Source organism: Lacticaseibacillus chiayiensis (genome assembly GCF_004123795.1).
Lineage (GTDB): Bacteria > Bacillota > Bacilli > Lactobacillales > Lactobacillaceae > Lacticaseibacillus > Lacticaseibacillus chiayiensis.
The window spans coordinates 72,104-89,744 of sequence record NZ_MSSM01000006.1; the positions used below are offsets into that span (position 1 = coordinate 72,104).

Sequence of the window (17,641 nt, forward strand, 5' to 3'; positions counted from 1 at the left end):
ACAACCGCCATCACCACTAGCTGATTAATCAGTCGTATTCCGCGGCGCTCGCTGGGTCTGCCAGGTAGCGCGAACATTTAAGTGCAAAAAGCGTAGGTAATGACCCGTGACGAATACCAGCATCAACGTCGCAACCAGCCATTCACTCCACTGCACCACGCTTAACAGGTTATGAGCAGCACCCGTTCTCGCAAAAATGGCGATAAAACGTGTTAACGCCGTCGCGGAGATGACTAGCGGAAACGTAAACGCGGCAAAGCTTGGATAAAACGACAACCGGGTGTACTGGCGAATGCTGAATAGCGTGCCAAAATATAAGCTCTGGGCAAAGATCAACATGTCAAGCGCAAACCAAAAACTAGGCTGATTAAAGCTGGCGAGATAACCGGTCAAACACAGCGAGGCCGGTGCCGCCATGATGGTCAGCAACGGTTGGGTAGCCTCTGGTAATGGCACCACACGCACGCGATGCACGACCACGGGAAATAACGCTGCATACAGGACAAATGCAATCCAGAAAAGCCGCTGCCCCAAAGCAGGCACAAATTGGGCACTGGTCACCGGAATAACGCCTAATCCGACAAACGTGACGAACCAACTCGGGTAAATCATGTGCCAGGCTTTTTGTTGCGTGAGCAAGTGCCGGGACAGAAAGAATGCCATCAAGCCAAAATGAATAAGCACCGCCATCATCCACACAATCGTCGCCACTTGTACCGGCATCCCCCAGGCGGTGAAGTAGGTGCACAAAATCATGAGCGTCATCGAAAATGTCGGCGACACCGAAGCGATAATCGGATCTTGTAAACTTTTGACAGCATGAAGCGGCGTTAGGCAAAGTTTAAGTAAAATCACTGCAAACAGCAAAAGCGCCACAACGCCGGTGACATCCCCCACCAGTTGCCACCCAGCTAGTTTATATAAATTTCCTAATGATGCCAGACCTAATGTCAAGCCGGCCATTGGTAACGGTACTTTTTTCAAAAATGTTCTCATGTCAGCCTCCTTTGCATGCCATTGAGTCTAACAAGAATAGCCGGCGACAGCTAAATGAATCTATTGCATCGTTAATATTCAGAAACTGAATGACATTGAAAAAACGTTGACGGTCAGCCGCAAAACCGACCGTCAACGTTTTTCAGTCTGCACACAATTCAAACTAGTAGGATCGTGGCGTTGTTAAGCATGTGTAACCCAATCGAATAACGCATATCGCGGGTTCGCAGATAGGTCCAGGCCAAGACACCACCAAGCGCTGCGTAAATGAAAAGGTTGTAGTCAATCCGTGACCCGACAACGTGCGCAAAACCGAACGTAAAGGCGCTAACTAAAATGCTGACCCACTGCCAGACACGTTTCCGCAACGAGCCGAAGCTGTTCATCAACAAGCCGCGAAAAAGGTACTCTTCAACAATCGGCCCTCCGACCACAGCCAGTAACTTAATGCCCAAAGGATAAGTCTTCACCAGATGAAGCAAATTGCTCTGATTTGCTGCCTGCGGGGTATGCAAAAAGTTCATCAGCAGCGAATTGGTTAGCTGAATGAGGAACAGCAAGCCGATTCCCTGCCAAATGACGGCAGCTGGATGCTTCACCGTCAAGGGGCCTTGCTGCCGATACCAGCGGCGATAAACCAACATTAACAGGCCAATCAAAACCCCAAACGAAATGACAAACGCCCCAATGGCGCCATAAGCACCCCAAGCCGCTTCCCCGCGAACTAGTGCCAATTCAGCAAATGAGTACAAAATAAACCCAATGCCGACACCTAATACCTGTAAAAAAGAATGGAATATTTTCAAAGTTAACGTCCTTTCTGGGGCGAGTCGTTGCTGTTTCATGATACCAGTAATTCTTGAGTTACCAAAATCTTGGCTTTTTGCAAAGCCGCGCAGGTTCTCATAAGGGGTATTCGTGTTCCACCCTTGTAAGGGTAGAAAAAAAGCCCAACAGATCAACTGACCTGTCAGGCAACTTCATTTGCAGCCGTCTATCGGGCTTGAACCGACGACCTCATCCTTACCATGGATGCGCTCTACCGACTGAGCTAAGACGGCAAATGTTTCGGTTGTTTAAAAACAACTGCCTAATTAATGTACACTAAATCTCAAGCACCCGCAAGCCTTTTTTTGGAAAAAGTCGTCTGGATTGCTGCTCATTCTTATCCCGGCCTTCAGCAACAACCAAGCGTGATCACTGTTGCCAGTTATCGCTCCCCACCCCACTCAGCCTTAAATTCCGCCAAAAAATCTTCCATAACCTGCTGCCGATGTTCGGCGAGTTGCTTGGCCGCCGAGGTATTCAACTGATCTTTCAGCTTCAGCAACTTTTCATAAAAATGATTGATAACCGTACTATCCTTGTCCCGATAATTGCTTGGCGTTAAGGCGGTTCGCGGTGCCAGCGCCGGATCATACATGCGACCACCATGGGCACCGCCGTACATGAACGCGCGGCCGATCCCGATGGCGCCAATCGCATCTAATCGATCTGCATCCTGGACAAGCTGCCCCTCTAAAGACAATGCTTGGTGCTTTCCTAAGTTAGCTTTAAAGGACATGTGGTCAATAATTGCGATAACTGCTTGAATCTGTTCGTCCGTCAAACCGGCTGCAGCCATCGCATGGTTCGCCGCTGATTTTGCCGTAGCAGCATTGTCAACCAGTTTGTCGTCATAAGTGTCATGCATCGTGGCTGCCGCGACAACGACGGCCGAATCAACGCCTGGCGTTTCGGCGGCCAACCGCTTTGCCATCACGATCACCCGCTCAATGTGGTCAAAGCCGTGACCACTGTGATCCTGGGCGGAAACGGAGCGCGCATAGGCTGTCAACGCCTGCCAATCAATCATGTTACGCACCTTCCAATTTTTTGAATGTGATTACCTGAACTAATTAACCGATAAGCTACCCTATTTGTTGCGTGGCTTAACCTCAAGAGTTCATACTAAAAGTATAAAGAGGTTATGCAAAAGGGGGAACTTTAAAATGAAAAAGCATTGTTTGTCGGCGAGTCAATCGGTTAACCAATTCCATCGACTTTTCTCGCCTGTGTCATCTTCGGACATTCCATTGAATCAGCAAAACCTGCTATTCTGGATGGCCACGGATCTGACACCGAAAACACCAACGAGTCTGGCTAAGGAGATGCATGTCACCAAAGCTGCCATCACTAAAGCCAGTGGACCGCTGATTGACCGCGGGTTGCTTGATAAGCAGCCTGACCCAGACGATTACCGCAGTTTTAAACTCGTCCTCAGCGAGGCGGGACAAGATGCGGTCGAAGATCTAGGTCCGGAATACATGGAGAACCTTAAGCGTCTGTACAATGAACTGGGTGAAAAGAAATACCTGAGACTCATCAAACTGCTCAGCCAGGCCACCGGTGTTGCAGTCGAAGAATAAGCCAATCGGTCGCGTTTGACAATCTGAGTCCGCCTTACGCAGTGCTTGCGTGAGGCTTTTTTCGTATTTTCTCAACTGCGTTACAATGAACTCATAGTGATATCTCACTCAACCTTAAGCAGTTTACTAAATCCCGCAAAGGAGTCTGATTCGATGGCAATTCCAGATCATATCAGTGTTCGCGGTGCCTATGTCAATAACTTGAAGCACCTTAACGTAGATATTCCCTTAAACAAACTCGTGGCGATTACCGGTCGTTCAGGCTCTGGTAAAAGTTCGCTGGCGATGGGCGTTTTATACGCAGAAGGCATGCGGCGGTATATGAGCGCCTTATCGACTTATACGCGTCGGCGGTTAGGTCAGACGAGTCCGGCGGCGGCCGATTCGGTCAAGCATATTCCCAGTGCGATCGCGCTCAGACAGCGACCGGTTGTGCCTGGCATTCGCTCAACCGTCGGCACTGCCACGGAAGCCTTAAATGTGATTCGGCTTATGTTTTCCCGTCTCGGTTCACCCGTTTGCCCAAATGGCCACCGCGTTCCGCCGACACTTGATATTGCCAAAGCCATGGATCTTCCTAATGATGGTGAAAGCGGGATGGGCATGATTACCTGCCCGACTTGCGGGGTTCACTTTATGGCCTTTGCGGCAGAAGATTTTGCCTTCAACTCAACCGGCGCCTGCCCAACCTGTGGCGGCACGGGTCAAGCGCGGACGCTGGCGGCCAATCGTCTTATCCCCGACCAAACGCTGACGATTCGCCAAGGCGCCGTTGCATCATGGCGACTGCCCGGCCGGAACTTCATGCCTTACGTTGTCCAAGCAATCGGCATCGACATCGATACCCCCTTCCAGGATCTGCCCAAAGACCAGCAGGAACAGGTATGGCACGGGCCTCGCAAAAAGTATGCCATTAACATTCCCAGCAAAACAGGCAGAGTTTTCCACATGGACCATGCACAATACGAAAATGCCTTCAATGCGGTCGAAGACTCCTTAGCCACCACCAAGAATGAACGCGCGATCCAGCGCCTGAATCGGTTTTATGAATTCGGTGTCTGCCCCACCTGCCATGGTAGCCGGTTCGCGCCAAAACTGTTGTCACAACTTTTGGTTGATCAAAACATCGCACAGGTCAGCAATATGACCCTGACGCAGCTTTCCGCCTTTATCCCGAAAATCTACCAGTGGCTACCTGAAAATATGCAGGCGCTGGCGCACGATATCATTAAGGAATTGACGCAGCTGCTCAAGCCAATCATGGATTTGGGTCTGAGCTACCTGACATTAGGCCGAGCCGCCGCGTCGCTATCCACCGGTGAATTGCAGCGCATTCAACTCAGCCGGACGTTGCGTACCGAAACGACCGGCGTTCTTTATGTTCTCGACGAGCCTTCCATCGGGTTACACGCTGCCAATGTTGCCGGTTTACTGGAAGTCATGCATGGCTTGGTTGATCAAGGTAACTCACTGGTTGTCGTGGATCACAACACGGCGATCATCAACGCTGCCGATCACATCGTTGAAATCGGTCCGGGTGCAGGCGTTGACGGCGGGCGCATTCTCGATCAAGGCGATCCAGCCGAGATCAGCCGTAATCCAAAGTCACTAATTGCACCATTTTTAACCGGCAAAACCAAACTCATTGTCCGCCCGCAAGCTGGTGCCGAAGCGGTTTCCAAGGCCAAGCAGTTACAGCTGACCGTGACCGATCGCTTCAACCTCCACAACTTGCATGTCGGCTTCCCGATTAACTGCTTCTCCGTGGTATCAGGATTCTCCGGCGCTGGCAAGTCAACGCTCATTTTCGACGCGTTAGTCCCGGCATTGTCGACAACGAAGAAGCAGCCGGGCCCGACTTTTGTCCGCGATCTCAAAAATGGCGGCATCCGACGCGTGGTCGCCATTGATGCCACGCCGGTTGGCAAGAATGTGCGTTCAACTGTTGCCACCTACACTGACATTCTCGATCACCTGCGTTATCTGTTCGCAGCTTTGCCAGATGCCAAAGCCAAGCATTATACCAGCAGTCACTTCTCCTATAACGTCAAGGCGGGTGCTTGTCCCACTTGTGGCGGCACCGGTGTGATTAATCTGGACATTCAATATTTGCCGGATATGCAGCAAACCTGCCCTACCTGTCATGGTCGACGTTACAATCCTGAGGTCTTGAAAATCAAATGGCACGACCGCAACATTGCCGACCTGCTGGATCTCGACGTGGATACCGCACTCAAGGTGTTCAAGGATGAACCGGCAATCGTCCACACGCTGCAGACACTTCACGACATGGGGCTTGGCTATCTGCATTTAGGCGAAAGCACGCCCACACTATCAGGTGGTGAGGCGCAGCGACTCAAACTGGTTGCACACATGGGCCGTTCCCAAAAAGATACGTTATTCGTTTTCGACGAACCTTCCGTTGGGTTGCATCCCCTTGATGTCCAAACGCTGGTGGCGGTTTTCCAACGACTTTTAAAAACCGGCGCAACCGTCATTGCCATTGAGCACGACCTAGATGTCATTGCCAACGCCGACTATGTTTTGGACTTAGGGCCAAAAGGCGGGGCTGAAGGCGGCCGGATCATGGCTGCCGGAACGCCGCAAGCCATCGCCCGCCAAGGCCAAGGCGAAACCGCCAAATATTTAGCGGCACATCTGGCGGCTTTTCAAGTTAAATGAGGACAAACAAAATTGGCTCCAGAGATAATCTCTAGAGCCAATTTTTATATCCAACGCAAAACGCTCGCGCCCTATGCGTTCAAAATATTATCAATTTGCCGAATTTCTTCAGCCGTAAACGCCAAATGCTCAGTCGCCTTGAGATTATCTTCCAGATGCTCAACCGATGTCGTACCGATAATCACGCTGGTAACAACCGGATCACGCAGGAGCCATGCCAACGCCATTTGTGACAATGTCTGGCCGCGACCTTGAGCAATCTCGTTCAGATCATTGAGCTTCTTAACCACGACATCTTTACCTTTTGCAAAAGTGCCTTTATTGGTGCGGTGGATCTGGAAACTGTCAGGAATGCCCTTTAGGTAGCGATCAGACAATAAGCCTTCAGACAATGGACCATACGCAATCAATCCGACATCATTCGCCTTAAGTGCATCCGTCAGGCCAGAAGTTTCCGCCTCGCGATTGAACATGTTGTAACTGAACTGGTTCAAAACAAACGGGGTATGCAGGTCTTTAAACATCGCAATGGCCTCTTTGGTCTGCTCCGTATCATAATTGGAAATGCCGATATACAAAGCCTTGCCATCCCGCACGGTTTGATCCAGTGCATTGACGGTCTCTTCCAACGCCACCGTATCATCGAAACGATGCGCATAATAAATGTCGACATAATCCAGACGCAACCGTTTAAGTGAGTCATTCAGTCCCTGAATCACCGCTTTACGTGAAGTGCCGATGCCATATGGTCCAGGGTGGATTTCATAGCCAACCTTCGTGCTAATCACCAATTCATCGCGGTAATCTTTCAAATCAGTGGCCAGGATCTGTCCCAACAGCGTTTCGCTCGAACCATATCCCGGATCAACATCGCCATCACCATAATGATTGGCAACATCAAAATGAAAGACACCGTGGTCAAACGCATCCAGAATCACCGAACGCCGCGAATCAAAAGGATCCAGATTGCCATAATGTTGCCACAATCCCAATGAAATCGCCGGTAACATCAATCCTGTCTTACCGGCATGACGAACCGGCATTTTAGCATAACGATCAGTCGCTGCATGATACATAAACAGACCCCTCCTAGTTGTCATTAACGCGTTTGCCGGCACAGAGGTCTGCGTGTAAGGACCTTGGTCGCAATGGCCCTAAGCCCAGGCCATCACGCCCAAGGCCGCTTACACTCCGACCTCTAAACGCGCCGGCTCACGCTCCATCATAACGCGTTCGCCGGCGCAGAGGTCTGCATGTAAGGACCTTGGTCGCAATGGCCCTAAGCCCAGGCCATCACGCCCAAGGCCGCTTACACTCCGACCTCTAAACGCGCCGGCTCACGCTCACAAAACCTTTACCATCTCTATGGTGGCAAACGTTCGACAAACAAGCAACTGGAAACCCTGTTTTCTCCATAAATATTTATTTTTTTAAAAATTCAGTCAAGAAATGGGCCACGCCGTCATCAACATTCGTGTCTGTGACATAGTGGGCAACACGTTTGACTTCGGGAACAGCATTTCCCATCGCCACGCTAATTCCGGCCGACTGCAGCATCCCTAAATCATTAAGCCCATCGCCAAAAGCAATGGTGTGCTCGGGTGCAATGCCGGTCTTTTCCTGTAGTTCGCGAACGGCATTAGCCTTATCGACATGCTTGGGAATCAACTCCAGGTTGGTATGCTCCGAAGCTGAGACATGCAAAACATCACGCGCTTCCAAAGCCATTTTTCCGGCATCCAAAGCTTTCGTATCATTGGGGCCAAAAATAATACCATTCGTAATCACCGCGGCATGAGTTAACAATTCTTTTATAGACGGCACACCAACTACCTTAATTTCAACCGATTTAGGCGCGAACTTGCGCGCAGCTGCTTCAATGGCGGGTGGCAGTGTTCCGGTGAAATAAACGGTATCATCGCTAAAGTATAAGGCGTTAAGATTCAAATCGGCACTGACTTCTTCAACTGCCGTCAATGCTTCTTTACCAAGTGTATGATGCACCCGTTCACCGGAAAAATCATACACGGCGCCATTAGAAGCAATGATGTTGGCATCGGGTTGAAACTGTTTGGCAACAACTTCTGCCAGCGCATGCATACGCCCGGTCGCAACATAAAAAGCTGCGCCGGCCGCCACCGCATCTGACAATGCCTGAGACGTATTTGCTGTGACGTCATGATGATTGGCCGTTAACGTCCCGTCAATATCACTTACGATTAAGTATTTGGCCATGGGTACTTCCTCTCTTTTGGCTGAGCGTGCGTAAAAACTACATGAAATCGGCCATAAAAACAGTACAAGTTTCTATGACCGACTCCCCTTAACACTCATCTATCAATCATTTCAATACGCTTCCGATAACCGTTTAACGCCATCGCTTATCGCAACCGTTGCTTAAAGTCCCTGCGGCAGTTTATCAATCTGCGCAGCATACCATTCTTGCCATGGTGTTTCCGGAGCGCCTTGTGCATTGTAATTAACCTTAACCTGCTTCAGAAGATCCAGTAGATTACCTGAACGATGCGTTAACAAGCCGTTCGTCAATTCCTCGCGCGTTAAGGTACGGTTGTCAAGAAGATAATGGTTAATGTCCGCCAGATCACCTTGCTTATCAAGTTGGGAGAAAACGTCTAACCCCGCTCCAAAGAACCGGTTAAGGTAAAATTTTGCAAAAGTTTCCAGTGCGGTCTGTTGTGCCGCTTCATTCAATTGATCAATTGTTGTGTTGCTTGCTGCCATGACTAATTTCGTCCTTTCTATTTTATTCCATTATAAACACTTTTTGACCGTTTTTGAAAAGCCTTCTACCGGCAACGGCGCCGTTTTCAAAAAACAAAGAATTATTTTTAGAATTTTGAAACTTTCCGCCTCTAGTACCTTGCTATTAGAGAACGGATGTTATAATATGCCACTTATATTGGAAATTTTTGAAAGGCTGGAGGCATTATGGAAAAAGAAAAATTACATCTCGGAGACGCTGTTGTTTGTCAGGTTAAGGAAGACATGGAAGCGCCTTTCACCGGGAAAATCGAAAAAGTTTACGAAAACTCTGCGTTACTGACCATTACTGACTATGCAGAGCAAGACCGACAGAATGCTTCAGAGCTGAATTTTAAAATTGTGACAAATTTCCACGCCATGACCAAAAACCTTGGCGGCGGCACTGTCCTGGCATTCCCACCAGAATCAGCCGAGGACCATAAAAAATAATCACCTAATAACAATCAGTAACAATCAGCCAAGCATGGCTCACTGACACTGTGGTCATGCCGGCTGTTATTATTTACTTAGTCGCATTCCAATAAAACAAACTACCCCCGGCAGCCAGGAAACTCGGCTAGTAGGGGGTTTTAGTGACTTTAATTTGATCTGCTGCGCTAGGAAAAACCTCCATTATCGCCGATAGCTGGGTCAACGAGACATTTTCGTTGTCAAACAACCAGAAGTGGGTACAATAAGTGCGCGTGACCCAGTCCAGTTAGAAATCAGTGCAGAACTGTCCTCGGGCATGAATGGCTGAACCCTTACCTTATTCTCCTTATGTGGAGGTTTCTGGACTTGTGAGGGCGTTACAATAAGTTATCACCCATTTAGTTAAAAGAGGGCCAATCCATATGCAAACCAAGGATCAACCTATCCACGAAAGCCTATTAATCGGTACGTTGCTTACCGGCGCTGCTGGCAGCTTTGATGCGTTTACCTATTTGCTGCATGGCGAAGTTTTTGCGGGCTTACAAACCGGGAATGTCATCCTGTTAGGCGTGCATCTTAGTCAAGCACAATGGTATACGGCCATTCGCTATATTGTGCCAATTATCGCCTTCATGTTCGGCACGATGGTGGCACGAGCCATTCAGCTGCAAGCCGATAAGCGCCAACATCCTTTGAGCGAACAACGCTGGATCGTTCAGTACGAAATTGGGCTAATTATGCTTGTAAGTCTGCTAGGCCGTTGGTTACCTGACCTAGTCGCCAGCGCCATGGTCTCGCTCATTGCTGCCGCCCAACTTCAGGAGTTTCGCCGGCTACGAGGTGGCCCGTTTACTTCATTAATGATGACTGGCAACCTCCGGACAGCAGCTCAGAATCTCTATGACGGTTTCATTCGTGGGCAGCAAAAAAGCCGCGAATCCGCAGCTGTGATCGGTACCATTATCCTGAGTTTTGCGGTTGGCGCTGGCATTACCAGCATCCTGACCCACTATATCGGTACCTATGCTTTGGCCGGCGCGGCACTGTGCCTAATCGCCATTGACGGTATTTTCTGGCAAGATCAGATTAAACTGCATTAAGCGCCGGTTCGCCCAGCCACTTTCTGGCCCTGATGCAGGAACCTTAAGTCATTAAAATCGGTGACCCGAAAACGTTCATTATTCCACGATAATTCAGTAACACTGGCATTGTCGAGCATTTCCCGTCCATCAATGTTGTAGTGGACGTAATTCAACCACATCAACGCAGCGGTCCCGTGGGTCACCACCACAACCCGCTGCCAACCCTTTGCATCTGCTTCCACGGCGATCGCGCGTAAAGTACGATCGAGCCGTTCCTGAACCATGCGATTCGTCTCGGCAGTATTCGGATGTTGATCCATATTAGCCGCAAATGCCGCATCAGCCGTTTGCGCCAAGGTGATTTCGCGGTTGGCCAAGGCTTTGTGAAAATTGGCAACACCCATGGTCGCCAATGAAAAATCATTGGCCAGCTGTCCTTCAAACTTGCCGTAGTTTTCTTCACGCAAGCCCATCAGCGTCGTCACCGGTATCGGTTCGCCAAGACCGCTTAAAATAAAATGGGCCGTGTCGATTGCGCGGGTCAAATCACTGGCAAATGCCGCATTAAATCGAATGCCTGCTGTCTTAAACCCCAATCCCAATGCTTTGGCATCTGCAATGCCTTTAGGGGTTAAGGCAGAATCAGCCATCCCCTGAACTCGTTTTTGAACATTAAATTCGGTTTGCCCGTGACGGACAAGATAAAGCATTGTCATGATTACAATCCCCTAATTTTCTGTGAGCGTGAGCCAGCCCGGTTAGAAACCGGAGTGTAAGTGACCTTGGGCGGGATGGCCCGGTCTTGGCCATTGCGACCAAGGTCCTTACACGCAGGTTTCTGGGCTGGCGAACGTGTTATGGTTGAGCGTGAGCCGGCGCGGTTAGGGGTCGGAGTGTAAGTGACCTTGGGCGGGATGGCCCGGTCTTAGGCCATTGCGACCAAAGTTCTTACATGCAGACCCTGCGCCGGGGAACGCGTTATGGTGAAGACGATGATGCTGATGCTTGCCACAGCCGCACGCTTTACTTTTGGGCATGGACTTGCTGGTAAAGATCAATAATCTCATCGGCAAGTCGACGAATAGTCATGGCACTCATAAGATGATCCTGACTGTGCACCATTAATAAAGTGACGTCAACTTTTTGACCTCGTGCCTCGTAGGTCAGCATTTGGGTCTGGGCTTGATGAGCCTGCTTGAGCTTCGCATCCGCGTGTTTCAAAAGCTTGCGGCTACGTTCGATTTGATCGGCTTTGGCTGCATCAATTGCTGCCATCGTCGCTTTCTGCGCATCTCCGGCTGCACTCATCAGCGTCATCATAGCAGCCATTTGTTCTGCCTTCATACTTTCCATGACTGCCCTCCGTCCTTATCATACCGCTGATTTCGTCTCATGATCCTTTTTTATGCTTACCTTTATTACGCCGATCCCGTAAACGATTTTTTTTATGCTTGCGATGCGGCTTCTCGCCCGGAACAGTTACTCCAGCTGGCTGTTCTTTCTTAAGCATTTTTCGTGCTGATCTTTGCTTAGGTTCTTGGGCTGCTGAATCAGTGGTGGCGTTGTCTTTTGACATACTTGCCGAGGGTGTAGGTGGCGTGTCGACTAGCTTTCCATCGACCATATACGCCCGGTGAATACCATATTGTGGTACCAATTTGGCCAGGTCACGGCGATCATGATCATCCCCCAAGGTCACGACCATCCCTGACTCACCCATGCGTCCGGTACGCCCGGCGCGATGAATATACACTTCGGCTCGCTTTGGCGGATCAAAGTTCACCACTGCCGGCAGCTTAGGAATATCCAACCCGCGGCCAGCCATATCTGTCACTAACAACAAAGTCACACGACCGTTCCGAAAATCGGTTAATGCTTTCTGCCGGCTGGTTTGACGCCCTTCCCGGGATAGCACGGCAAACCGTACGGCCTGATGGCGCAAAATACCGGCTGCCCGTTCTAACGATGCATTTTGATTGAAAAAAACCAATGCCTTGAAACCATCGGTGTGGGCCAGCGTACGCAACCAATCGATTTGATGCGCGCGATCGGTTTGCAAGAATAAATGCTGAACCGTTCCTTGCGTTTTATCGATGGCACGGACATCAATCAATTTAGGCGTTTTTCCAAACCACTTAGACATTTCCTTGAAATAAGGACTTGGCGTGGCGGAGAAAAATGCCAGTTGCGTTTCGGCCGGAGCTGCCGTAGCGATTTCCCGAACCTGTGCAAAGCCGGGATCCCGCAACATTTCATCAGCTTCGTCAACAACCAGTGTTTGCAAACCGGCCAGCTTTAGCTTGCGTGATTGAATCAGTTCCAATAGACGCCCAGCTGTTGCCACAATCACTTCCGGCTTTTCTTTGAGTCGCGTCAACTGGCGCTTCACATTCGCCGAACCGATGATGCCTTGAACGGTGACACGGATATCTTGCGCATACGGCGTTAACACGTCACGCGTCTGGATAGCCAACTCCTGCGAAGGTGCCAAAATGAGCAGCTGAAGGCCATCACCCGGTACAATTTTTTCTAATAACGGTAAGCCAAATGCCAGCGTTTTGCCCGATCCGGTTGGGGCCAAGCCAATGACATCTTCATCGGTTTTTAACGGCTGATAAACTGCAGCTTGAATCGGCGTTTGTTCAATGAAGCCATCAGCCTGCCACCGTTTTTGAAACGGGGTTGCAATTGTCAAAATGATTATCCTCACTAAAAGTCTAGATTAGCGGAAGTCCGCAGAATCGACATAACTTGGTGTACTTCCTTGGCAAGTTGCCATGCTTTATCAAAGGCATTCCGATCCTGGCCGGTAATTGCCTTAGCAAAGTAAGCAGCTTCTGCTTCCATAGGGTTAGCCAGCTTTTCGGTGCTTAAAACCTGATCGTCGAGTTTGATCGTCTCAAGTTCCGCTGCATTGTCCATCGTCAGTGTCTGTCTGCCAGAATAAATTTCTGATGGTAGCGAACTATTGGTCGTTTTGCCGGTGATTAATGTAACAGAAAAGTCGCCATAATCCAACCGCGCTACGCCATCGCCATCAACGCCGCTTTTCAGGAAATGTGGCAGGTATACGGCATTATCAGGCACCCCAAACCATGCAACGGCATCGTAAACCAGATAAATGCCCAGATCCATTAAGGCCCCACCTGCGAACTCAGGATTGAAAACATTCGGTAATTTGCCAGCCAAAAAGGCATCATACTTAGACGAATATTTCATATACGTGAGAGTCGCACCATCGATTTGCTGACGGTGGGTGAAGTCGTTAACAACCTGGAAGTTATGCTCATACACATGGCGCGCAGCTTCAAAAAGATATAGTGACGGTTTTTTGTGCAACGCTTCATCCAACTTCTCGAATTCCATGGCTGTTGCGACCAATGGCTTTTCCACAATCACGTGTTTATTGGCATCAAGTGCCGCCAGTGCTTGCGAGGCGTGCAGACTATTAGGACTAGCAATATACACCACGTCCACATCGCTGCCGAGAAAATCGTCCATCTTCGTATATGCAGTTGCAGGTGCTGTCTGATTGATGAATGACTGAGCACTCTCTTCGTGTCGCGAATAAACTGCCGTTAGCTCAAAGGCATTGGTTGCCTTTGCTGCAGCCACGAATTGCTTGGTGATCCATCCCGTTCCGATCACGCCGAGTTTCAACATGTGACTTCCTCCTTCAAACATGATCACAGTCGCATTTATACGCGACTGTGCACGTTCTTTTTCAATTCAACCATGGCCTAAATTAAAGACCATTAGAACCTCTCATGATTATTGTAACAGCCAAGTAACAGAAAAACAGCACCACTGTAACCACTAAATAAAAATCTCATGGTAGACTAAGCATAGACAAAAATGGGAGGTCGAAAAACATGGCGAGTTTTTTACGCGGGTTGAAATATGCACTCGCGCACCGCGGTCATCATCACAAGGACAAGGGTAAAGCACCGAATCCGGCAATGGCATTAGCAAAGAATTTTACGGGGAACTTTGCTTTTCTTGATGAACAGACCAACAAGACCCACTCGCTGGCGATCTCGCCGCAATTGCAGATCGCAATCGACAATAAAATCCTGCCAGGACAAGTTGTCGGGATTACCATTAACGAGCTGACATTTCTTGATCATTACGGGTATAAACTAGTGATTACAGCAGACGATAATGGCCCGCAGACCATCTATGATGAAGCTGAAGACGCCACATATGCCATTATTATTCCAAGGGCGTGACCAGCATTAGATAGCTGCTCTTACAGCAGTAAACTGACGCACTGCTAAACACGCTTAACCGCGCCAGTTCACAACTCTGTTAAAACAGGTTGTGCCATCCGGCCTACGATTGCTCCGCCTTGGCACTAGTATCTTAAGACTTCTTGCAAATTATCCATGGGAAAACAAAATGCGAACAACGCACCGCAAACGGTGCGTTGTTCGCATTCTTCTTATAGCTGTGAATTATGCCCACCCTTGACTGTCTTTTTGATAGCCTACTCAAGCTTGGCCAAAGCTGCTTTGGGAAGCTGTGAACGTGAAATGCTTTCCCAACTGATGACGCCTTTTTTATCATTATAAGTGACTTTCAGAAATGTATTTTTTCTTAACGGACGATCTCGATTCGCATTAAACTTCAACTGCTGCAAGGCGCCTCGCTTATCAAAGCCGGGAAGATCGTAAGCATAAATCGTGTGCTTGTTACCTTCATCATCACGATTGGTGACCCGCTGACCAGTGTTGGTAATTTTTGTGTAGTACGTGGTAGCACCATAATTGGTAATTTCAAAAATCTTTAAACCGCCAAAAACGAGTACAACCAGCACGACCAGGCCGATCAGTACTTTTTTCATCCTGTTCACCTCGTCATTAGTATGGCCCAATATGCCACAATCGAGGATAGTTTCAGCGAACATTTAACGAACAGTTTTGTTAGATCGGCGCATTTGGCGAATGTACGGGATCATTGTGCAACTTGAGCGCCTAATGCGCCAGCCTCAAAAAGCTGCTTCGCTTTCCCAAAAAAACGGCGGCCCGATATGCGGCTTGCGGACCGTTGGGAATCCGTGCACCATTGGTATACTGCCAGAAATTGCCGCTTTGTGCTGGTCGCTTGTTACTTACGATCCACCGTGGCGCTTGAGGTACAACTGTTTTAACCTTTGCCAAAATATCAGGACTTCCCATCAATAGTACGGACCGATGATATCGTTGCTGAATGGCCATTATAAACGCATTCAAATGCTGAGTCAGCCATGCAGCACTCGGCTTTCGCTCACTGTAATAACTCAAAAAAATACCGATAGGAAGATCACCAATATTTGATCCGACTTTTCGCTCGAATTGAAGCGCCTGTGCTTGTGGCGTGGTTTCAAAACTAAAAACATGATAGACACCAATGCTTAACCGACTGCCAGCCGCCTGATCAAAATTGGTGTTGAAATTGTCGTCGAAATAACTGCTGCCTTCCGTTGCTTTGAGGTAAACAAAGCTGACTTTGCTGGAACGTAAACGATAAAAATCCTGAACACCGTCTGTCTGGTCTAACCGCACGCCCAAAATGGGATACGTTGCCGGATCCGGTCGCGGATTGCGTTGCAGCCACCATCCTAACAGCAGCAAACTCACCAGTATACAACCTGCGATGAATAACCACCGATGCCATCGATGGCGATAAGTGTCTGCATAAATGACACGCCGACTTCGCAAAAACATCCTCCCTTATCGCCGCATGCTCTTTTTAAAGGCAAACGGTCACTTTGATTGGTTCTATTGTAACAAAATCAAACGCTTTTCGGATAATAGGGTTAGAGAAGTCTTGGCCATCAGCGCACAAACGGGCATTTTTGCTAAGGTAATCCATTATTTTACGGCGAATGTCAAAACCCCGATTTGGGCTTCGTCAATCCCGCAACGATTCAGGCCAAGAAGCCTCTCGATGCCGAGCCGTCTCGATTGTCTTTCCATCAACCGTGCTTTAGAATTAGTTTGTGATGATAATGGTTAGGGGCAACTACCATTATCAATCAGGAGACGTTTGGGAAGGGGCGACGCCAATGCTTGATGATCGGCTTTTAGGAACCACTTTTATTTTGCCAACCTCGACAGGGCAAGGCGAAATAACGCTGTATGGCATTCATTATCACTATCGCGTCAATGATGATGCCGTGGCTGGCGATATAGTCGTAGTGAGTACAGTTTCACCTTTGTTCCTCGGCGTCGTTAAACCGGAACATCGATTAAAGTATTAAGCCATCGCTTGATTTCGACTCATGGGGGGTCTTGTATATGAATGTTGTTCTTATTTCAATCGCAGTGATTGTTTTAGTCATCGTTATCGCTGTGCTTTTCACCAGCGTTGCCATTATCCATACTGGTGAAGTTGGCATTGTCGAGCGACTTGGTAAGTATGTGGCAACCCTGCAACCCGGTTTTCATGTGGTACCGCCGTTTATCTATCGCATCACCGAAATTGTCAACATGAAGCAGATTCCGTTAAAAGTTGACGAGCAAGAGGTCATCACAAAAGATAACGTTGTTGTGCGAATTTCCGAAACACTTAAATATCACATTACTGATGTCAACGCCTATGTATACCAAAACAAGGATTCCGTTCTTTCAATGGTCCAGGATACTCGGGCTAACTTGCGGGGCATTATTGGTAATATGGATCTGAACGATGTTTTGAACGGCACCGAAACCATTAACCAAACCTTGTTCCAGCAAATTGCCGAAACAACTGCCGGTTATGGCTTGAATGTCGATCGGGTCAACATTGATTCCATTCAGGTAGATGCCACGATTCAGGATTCCATGAACAAACTGCTACGGGCTTCACGGGAAAAGGAAGCCAACATCATGGAAGCGGAAGGGCACAAACAAGCTGCCATTGCCAAGGCTGAAGGTGAAAAACAGGCGGCTATCCTGGAAGCCGAGGCCAATAAGCAAACCCAGATTCTCCAGGCTCAGGGCCACGCGGAAAGTCAACGATTAATCGCGGCTGCGGTCAAGGATCAGATCAATTCAATCAATGCCGGTCTGATCGACAATGGCGACTTATATTTGAAGTATAAGAACGTTGAAGCTATCGAAGCATTGGCTAAAGGCACTGCCAACACGGTTGTTTTACCAAGCACGGCTATTGATTCATTAGGCACTTTGCCTGCGCTCGGCACGTTGTTTAATCAAAAGCCAGATACGAAAGAAAATTAAGCCTTTTAAGTCGAATCGCACGAGTTGCCCTTCGACTTTCTAGTTCTGGGTATCGTTAGCTTCCAACAGCGCACCT

The 17,641-nt window shown here is 48.7% G+C and carries 19 protein-coding genes and 1 tRNA gene; 7 read left to right on the forward strand and 13 right to left on the reverse strand.

The features are described from left to right. Nucleotides 1-24 precede the first annotated feature (24 nt). The 4 genes from BVJ53_RS03760 to BVJ53_RS03775 form a co-directional block, all read right to left on the reverse strand. Nucleotides 25-996: a TDT family transporter gene (locus BVJ53_RS03760; protein WP_129301221.1), complete on the reverse strand. Its 972-nt coding sequence runs from the start codon at nt 994-996 to the stop codon at nt 25-27. 158 nt (nt 997-1,154) lie between these two features. Beyond that, entirely contained in the window at nt 1,155-1,802 is a 648-nt protein-coding gene (locus BVJ53_RS03765) for a CPBP family intramembrane glutamic endopeptidase (RefSeq protein WP_129301253.1), read from the reverse strand. 182 nt (nt 1,803-1,984) lie between these two features. Beyond that, nucleotides 1,985-2,057 (reverse strand) — tRNA-Thr (locus BVJ53_RS03770). 149 nt (nt 2,058-2,206) lie between these two features. After that, nucleotides 2,207-2,851, reverse strand: a complete 645-nt coding sequence (locus tag BVJ53_RS03775) for an HD domain-containing protein (protein ID WP_129301222.1) — start codon at nt 2,849-2,851, stop codon at nt 2,207-2,209. A 136-nt stretch (nt 2,852-2,987) separates the two neighbouring features. On the opposite strand from BVJ53_RS03775, the gene BVJ53_RS03780 reads away from it, so the two are divergent. Further along, nucleotides 2,988-3,404, forward strand: coding sequence for a MarR family winged helix-turn-helix transcriptional regulator (locus BVJ53_RS03780; protein WP_129301223.1), 417 nt, complete (start codon nt 2,988-2,990; stop codon nt 3,402-3,404). Between the two features lie 153 nt (nt 3,405-3,557). Beyond that, on the forward strand, nt 3,558-6,086 hold the full coding sequence (locus BVJ53_RS03785; protein ID WP_129301224.1) for an excinuclease ABC subunit UvrA: 2,529 nt from the start codon (nt 3,558-3,560) through the stop codon (nt 6,084-6,086). Nucleotides 6,087-6,157: 71 nt separating this feature from the next. Here BVJ53_RS03785 and BVJ53_RS03790 read toward each other — a convergent pair whose 3' ends face one another. The 3 genes from BVJ53_RS03790 to BVJ53_RS03805 form a co-directional block, all read right to left on the reverse strand. Continuing rightward, nucleotides 6,158-7,162: an aldo/keto reductase gene (locus tag BVJ53_RS03790; protein ID WP_129301225.1), complete on the reverse strand. Its 1,005-nt coding sequence runs from the start codon at nt 7,160-7,162 to the stop codon at nt 6,158-6,160. 346 nt (nt 7,163-7,508) lie between these two features. Beyond that, nucleotides 7,509-8,321: a Cof-type HAD-IIB family hydrolase gene (locus BVJ53_RS03800; RefSeq protein WP_129301226.1), complete on the reverse strand. Its 813-nt coding sequence runs from the start codon at nt 8,319-8,321 to the stop codon at nt 7,509-7,511. Between the two features lie 162 nt (nt 8,322-8,483). Then, nucleotides 8,484-8,828, reverse strand: a complete 345-nt coding sequence (locus BVJ53_RS03805; RefSeq protein WP_129301227.1) for a hypothetical protein — start codon at nt 8,826-8,828, stop codon at nt 8,484-8,486. Between the two features lie 207 nt (nt 8,829-9,035). Here BVJ53_RS03805 and BVJ53_RS03810 point away from each other — a divergent pair, with 207 nt between their 5' ends. Together BVJ53_RS03810 and BVJ53_RS03815 are read left to right on the forward strand one after the other, a co-directional pair. Next, on the forward strand, nt 9,036-9,299 hold the full coding sequence (locus BVJ53_RS03810) for a hypothetical protein (RefSeq protein ID WP_010490883.1): 264 nt from the start codon (nt 9,036-9,038) through the stop codon (nt 9,297-9,299). 404 nt (nt 9,300-9,703) lie between these two features. Then, on the forward strand, nt 9,704-10,381 hold the full coding sequence (locus BVJ53_RS03815; RefSeq protein WP_129301228.1) for a YoaK family protein: 678 nt from the start codon (nt 9,704-9,706) through the stop codon (nt 10,379-10,381). On the opposite strand, the gene BVJ53_RS03820 is transcribed toward BVJ53_RS03815, so the two are convergent. From BVJ53_RS03820 to BVJ53_RS03835, 4 genes are all read right to left on the reverse strand, one after another. Then, nucleotides 10,378-11,079 carry a histidine phosphatase family protein gene (locus tag BVJ53_RS03820; RefSeq protein ID WP_129301229.1) on the reverse strand — a complete coding sequence of 234 codons (702 nt, stop codon included), beginning with the start codon at nt 11,077-11,079 and terminating at the stop codon, nt 10,378-10,380. The genes BVJ53_RS03815 and BVJ53_RS03820 overlap by 4 nt on opposite strands. 307 nt (nt 11,080-11,386) lie before the next feature. After that, on the reverse strand, nt 11,387-11,716 hold the full coding sequence (locus BVJ53_RS03825) for a PTS lactose/cellobiose transporter subunit IIA (RefSeq protein WP_049173021.1): 330 nt from the start codon (nt 11,714-11,716) through the stop codon (nt 11,387-11,389). A gap of 37 nt (nt 11,717-11,753) precedes the next feature. After that, a complete protein-coding gene (locus BVJ53_RS03830) occupies nt 11,754-13,058 on the reverse strand; it encodes a DEAD/DEAH box helicase (protein WP_129301230.1) in 1,305 nt (434 codons plus the stop codon). A gap of 14 nt (nt 13,059-13,072) precedes the next feature. After that, nucleotides 13,073-14,026 carry a Gfo/Idh/MocA family protein gene (locus BVJ53_RS03835; RefSeq protein ID WP_129301231.1) on the reverse strand — a complete coding sequence of 318 codons (954 nt, stop codon included), beginning with the start codon at nt 14,024-14,026 and terminating at the stop codon, nt 13,073-13,075. Between the two features lie 209 nt (nt 14,027-14,235). Here BVJ53_RS03835 and BVJ53_RS03840 point away from each other — a divergent pair, with 209 nt between their 5' ends. Beyond that, nucleotides 14,236-14,592: a DUF4828 domain-containing protein gene (locus BVJ53_RS03840; protein WP_129301232.1), complete on the forward strand. Its 357-nt coding sequence runs from the start codon at nt 14,236-14,238 to the stop codon at nt 14,590-14,592. A 257-nt stretch (nt 14,593-14,849) separates the two neighbouring features. Here the strand turns inward: BVJ53_RS03840 and BVJ53_RS03845 are convergent, their stop codons facing one another. Next, a complete protein-coding gene (locus BVJ53_RS03845) occupies nt 14,850-15,206 on the reverse strand; it encodes a YxeA family protein (RefSeq protein WP_129301233.1) in 357 nt (118 codons plus the stop codon). Between the two features lie 130 nt (nt 15,207-15,336). Further along, entirely contained in the window at nt 15,337-16,062 is a 726-nt protein-coding gene (locus BVJ53_RS03850; RefSeq protein ID WP_129301234.1) for a GH25 family lysozyme, read from the reverse strand. Nucleotides 16,063-16,409: 347 nt separating this feature from the next. On the opposite strand from BVJ53_RS03850, the gene BVJ53_RS03855 reads away from it, so the two are divergent. Beyond that, nucleotides 16,410-16,604, forward strand: a complete 195-nt coding sequence (locus tag BVJ53_RS03855) for a hypothetical protein (RefSeq protein WP_129301235.1) — start codon at nt 16,410-16,412, stop codon at nt 16,602-16,604. A 37-nt stretch (nt 16,605-16,641) separates the two neighbouring features. Further along, entirely contained in the window at nt 16,642-17,565 is a 924-nt protein-coding gene (locus BVJ53_RS03860; RefSeq protein WP_129301236.1) for an SPFH domain-containing protein, read from the forward strand. Nucleotides 17,566-17,641: the final 76 nt, after the last annotated feature.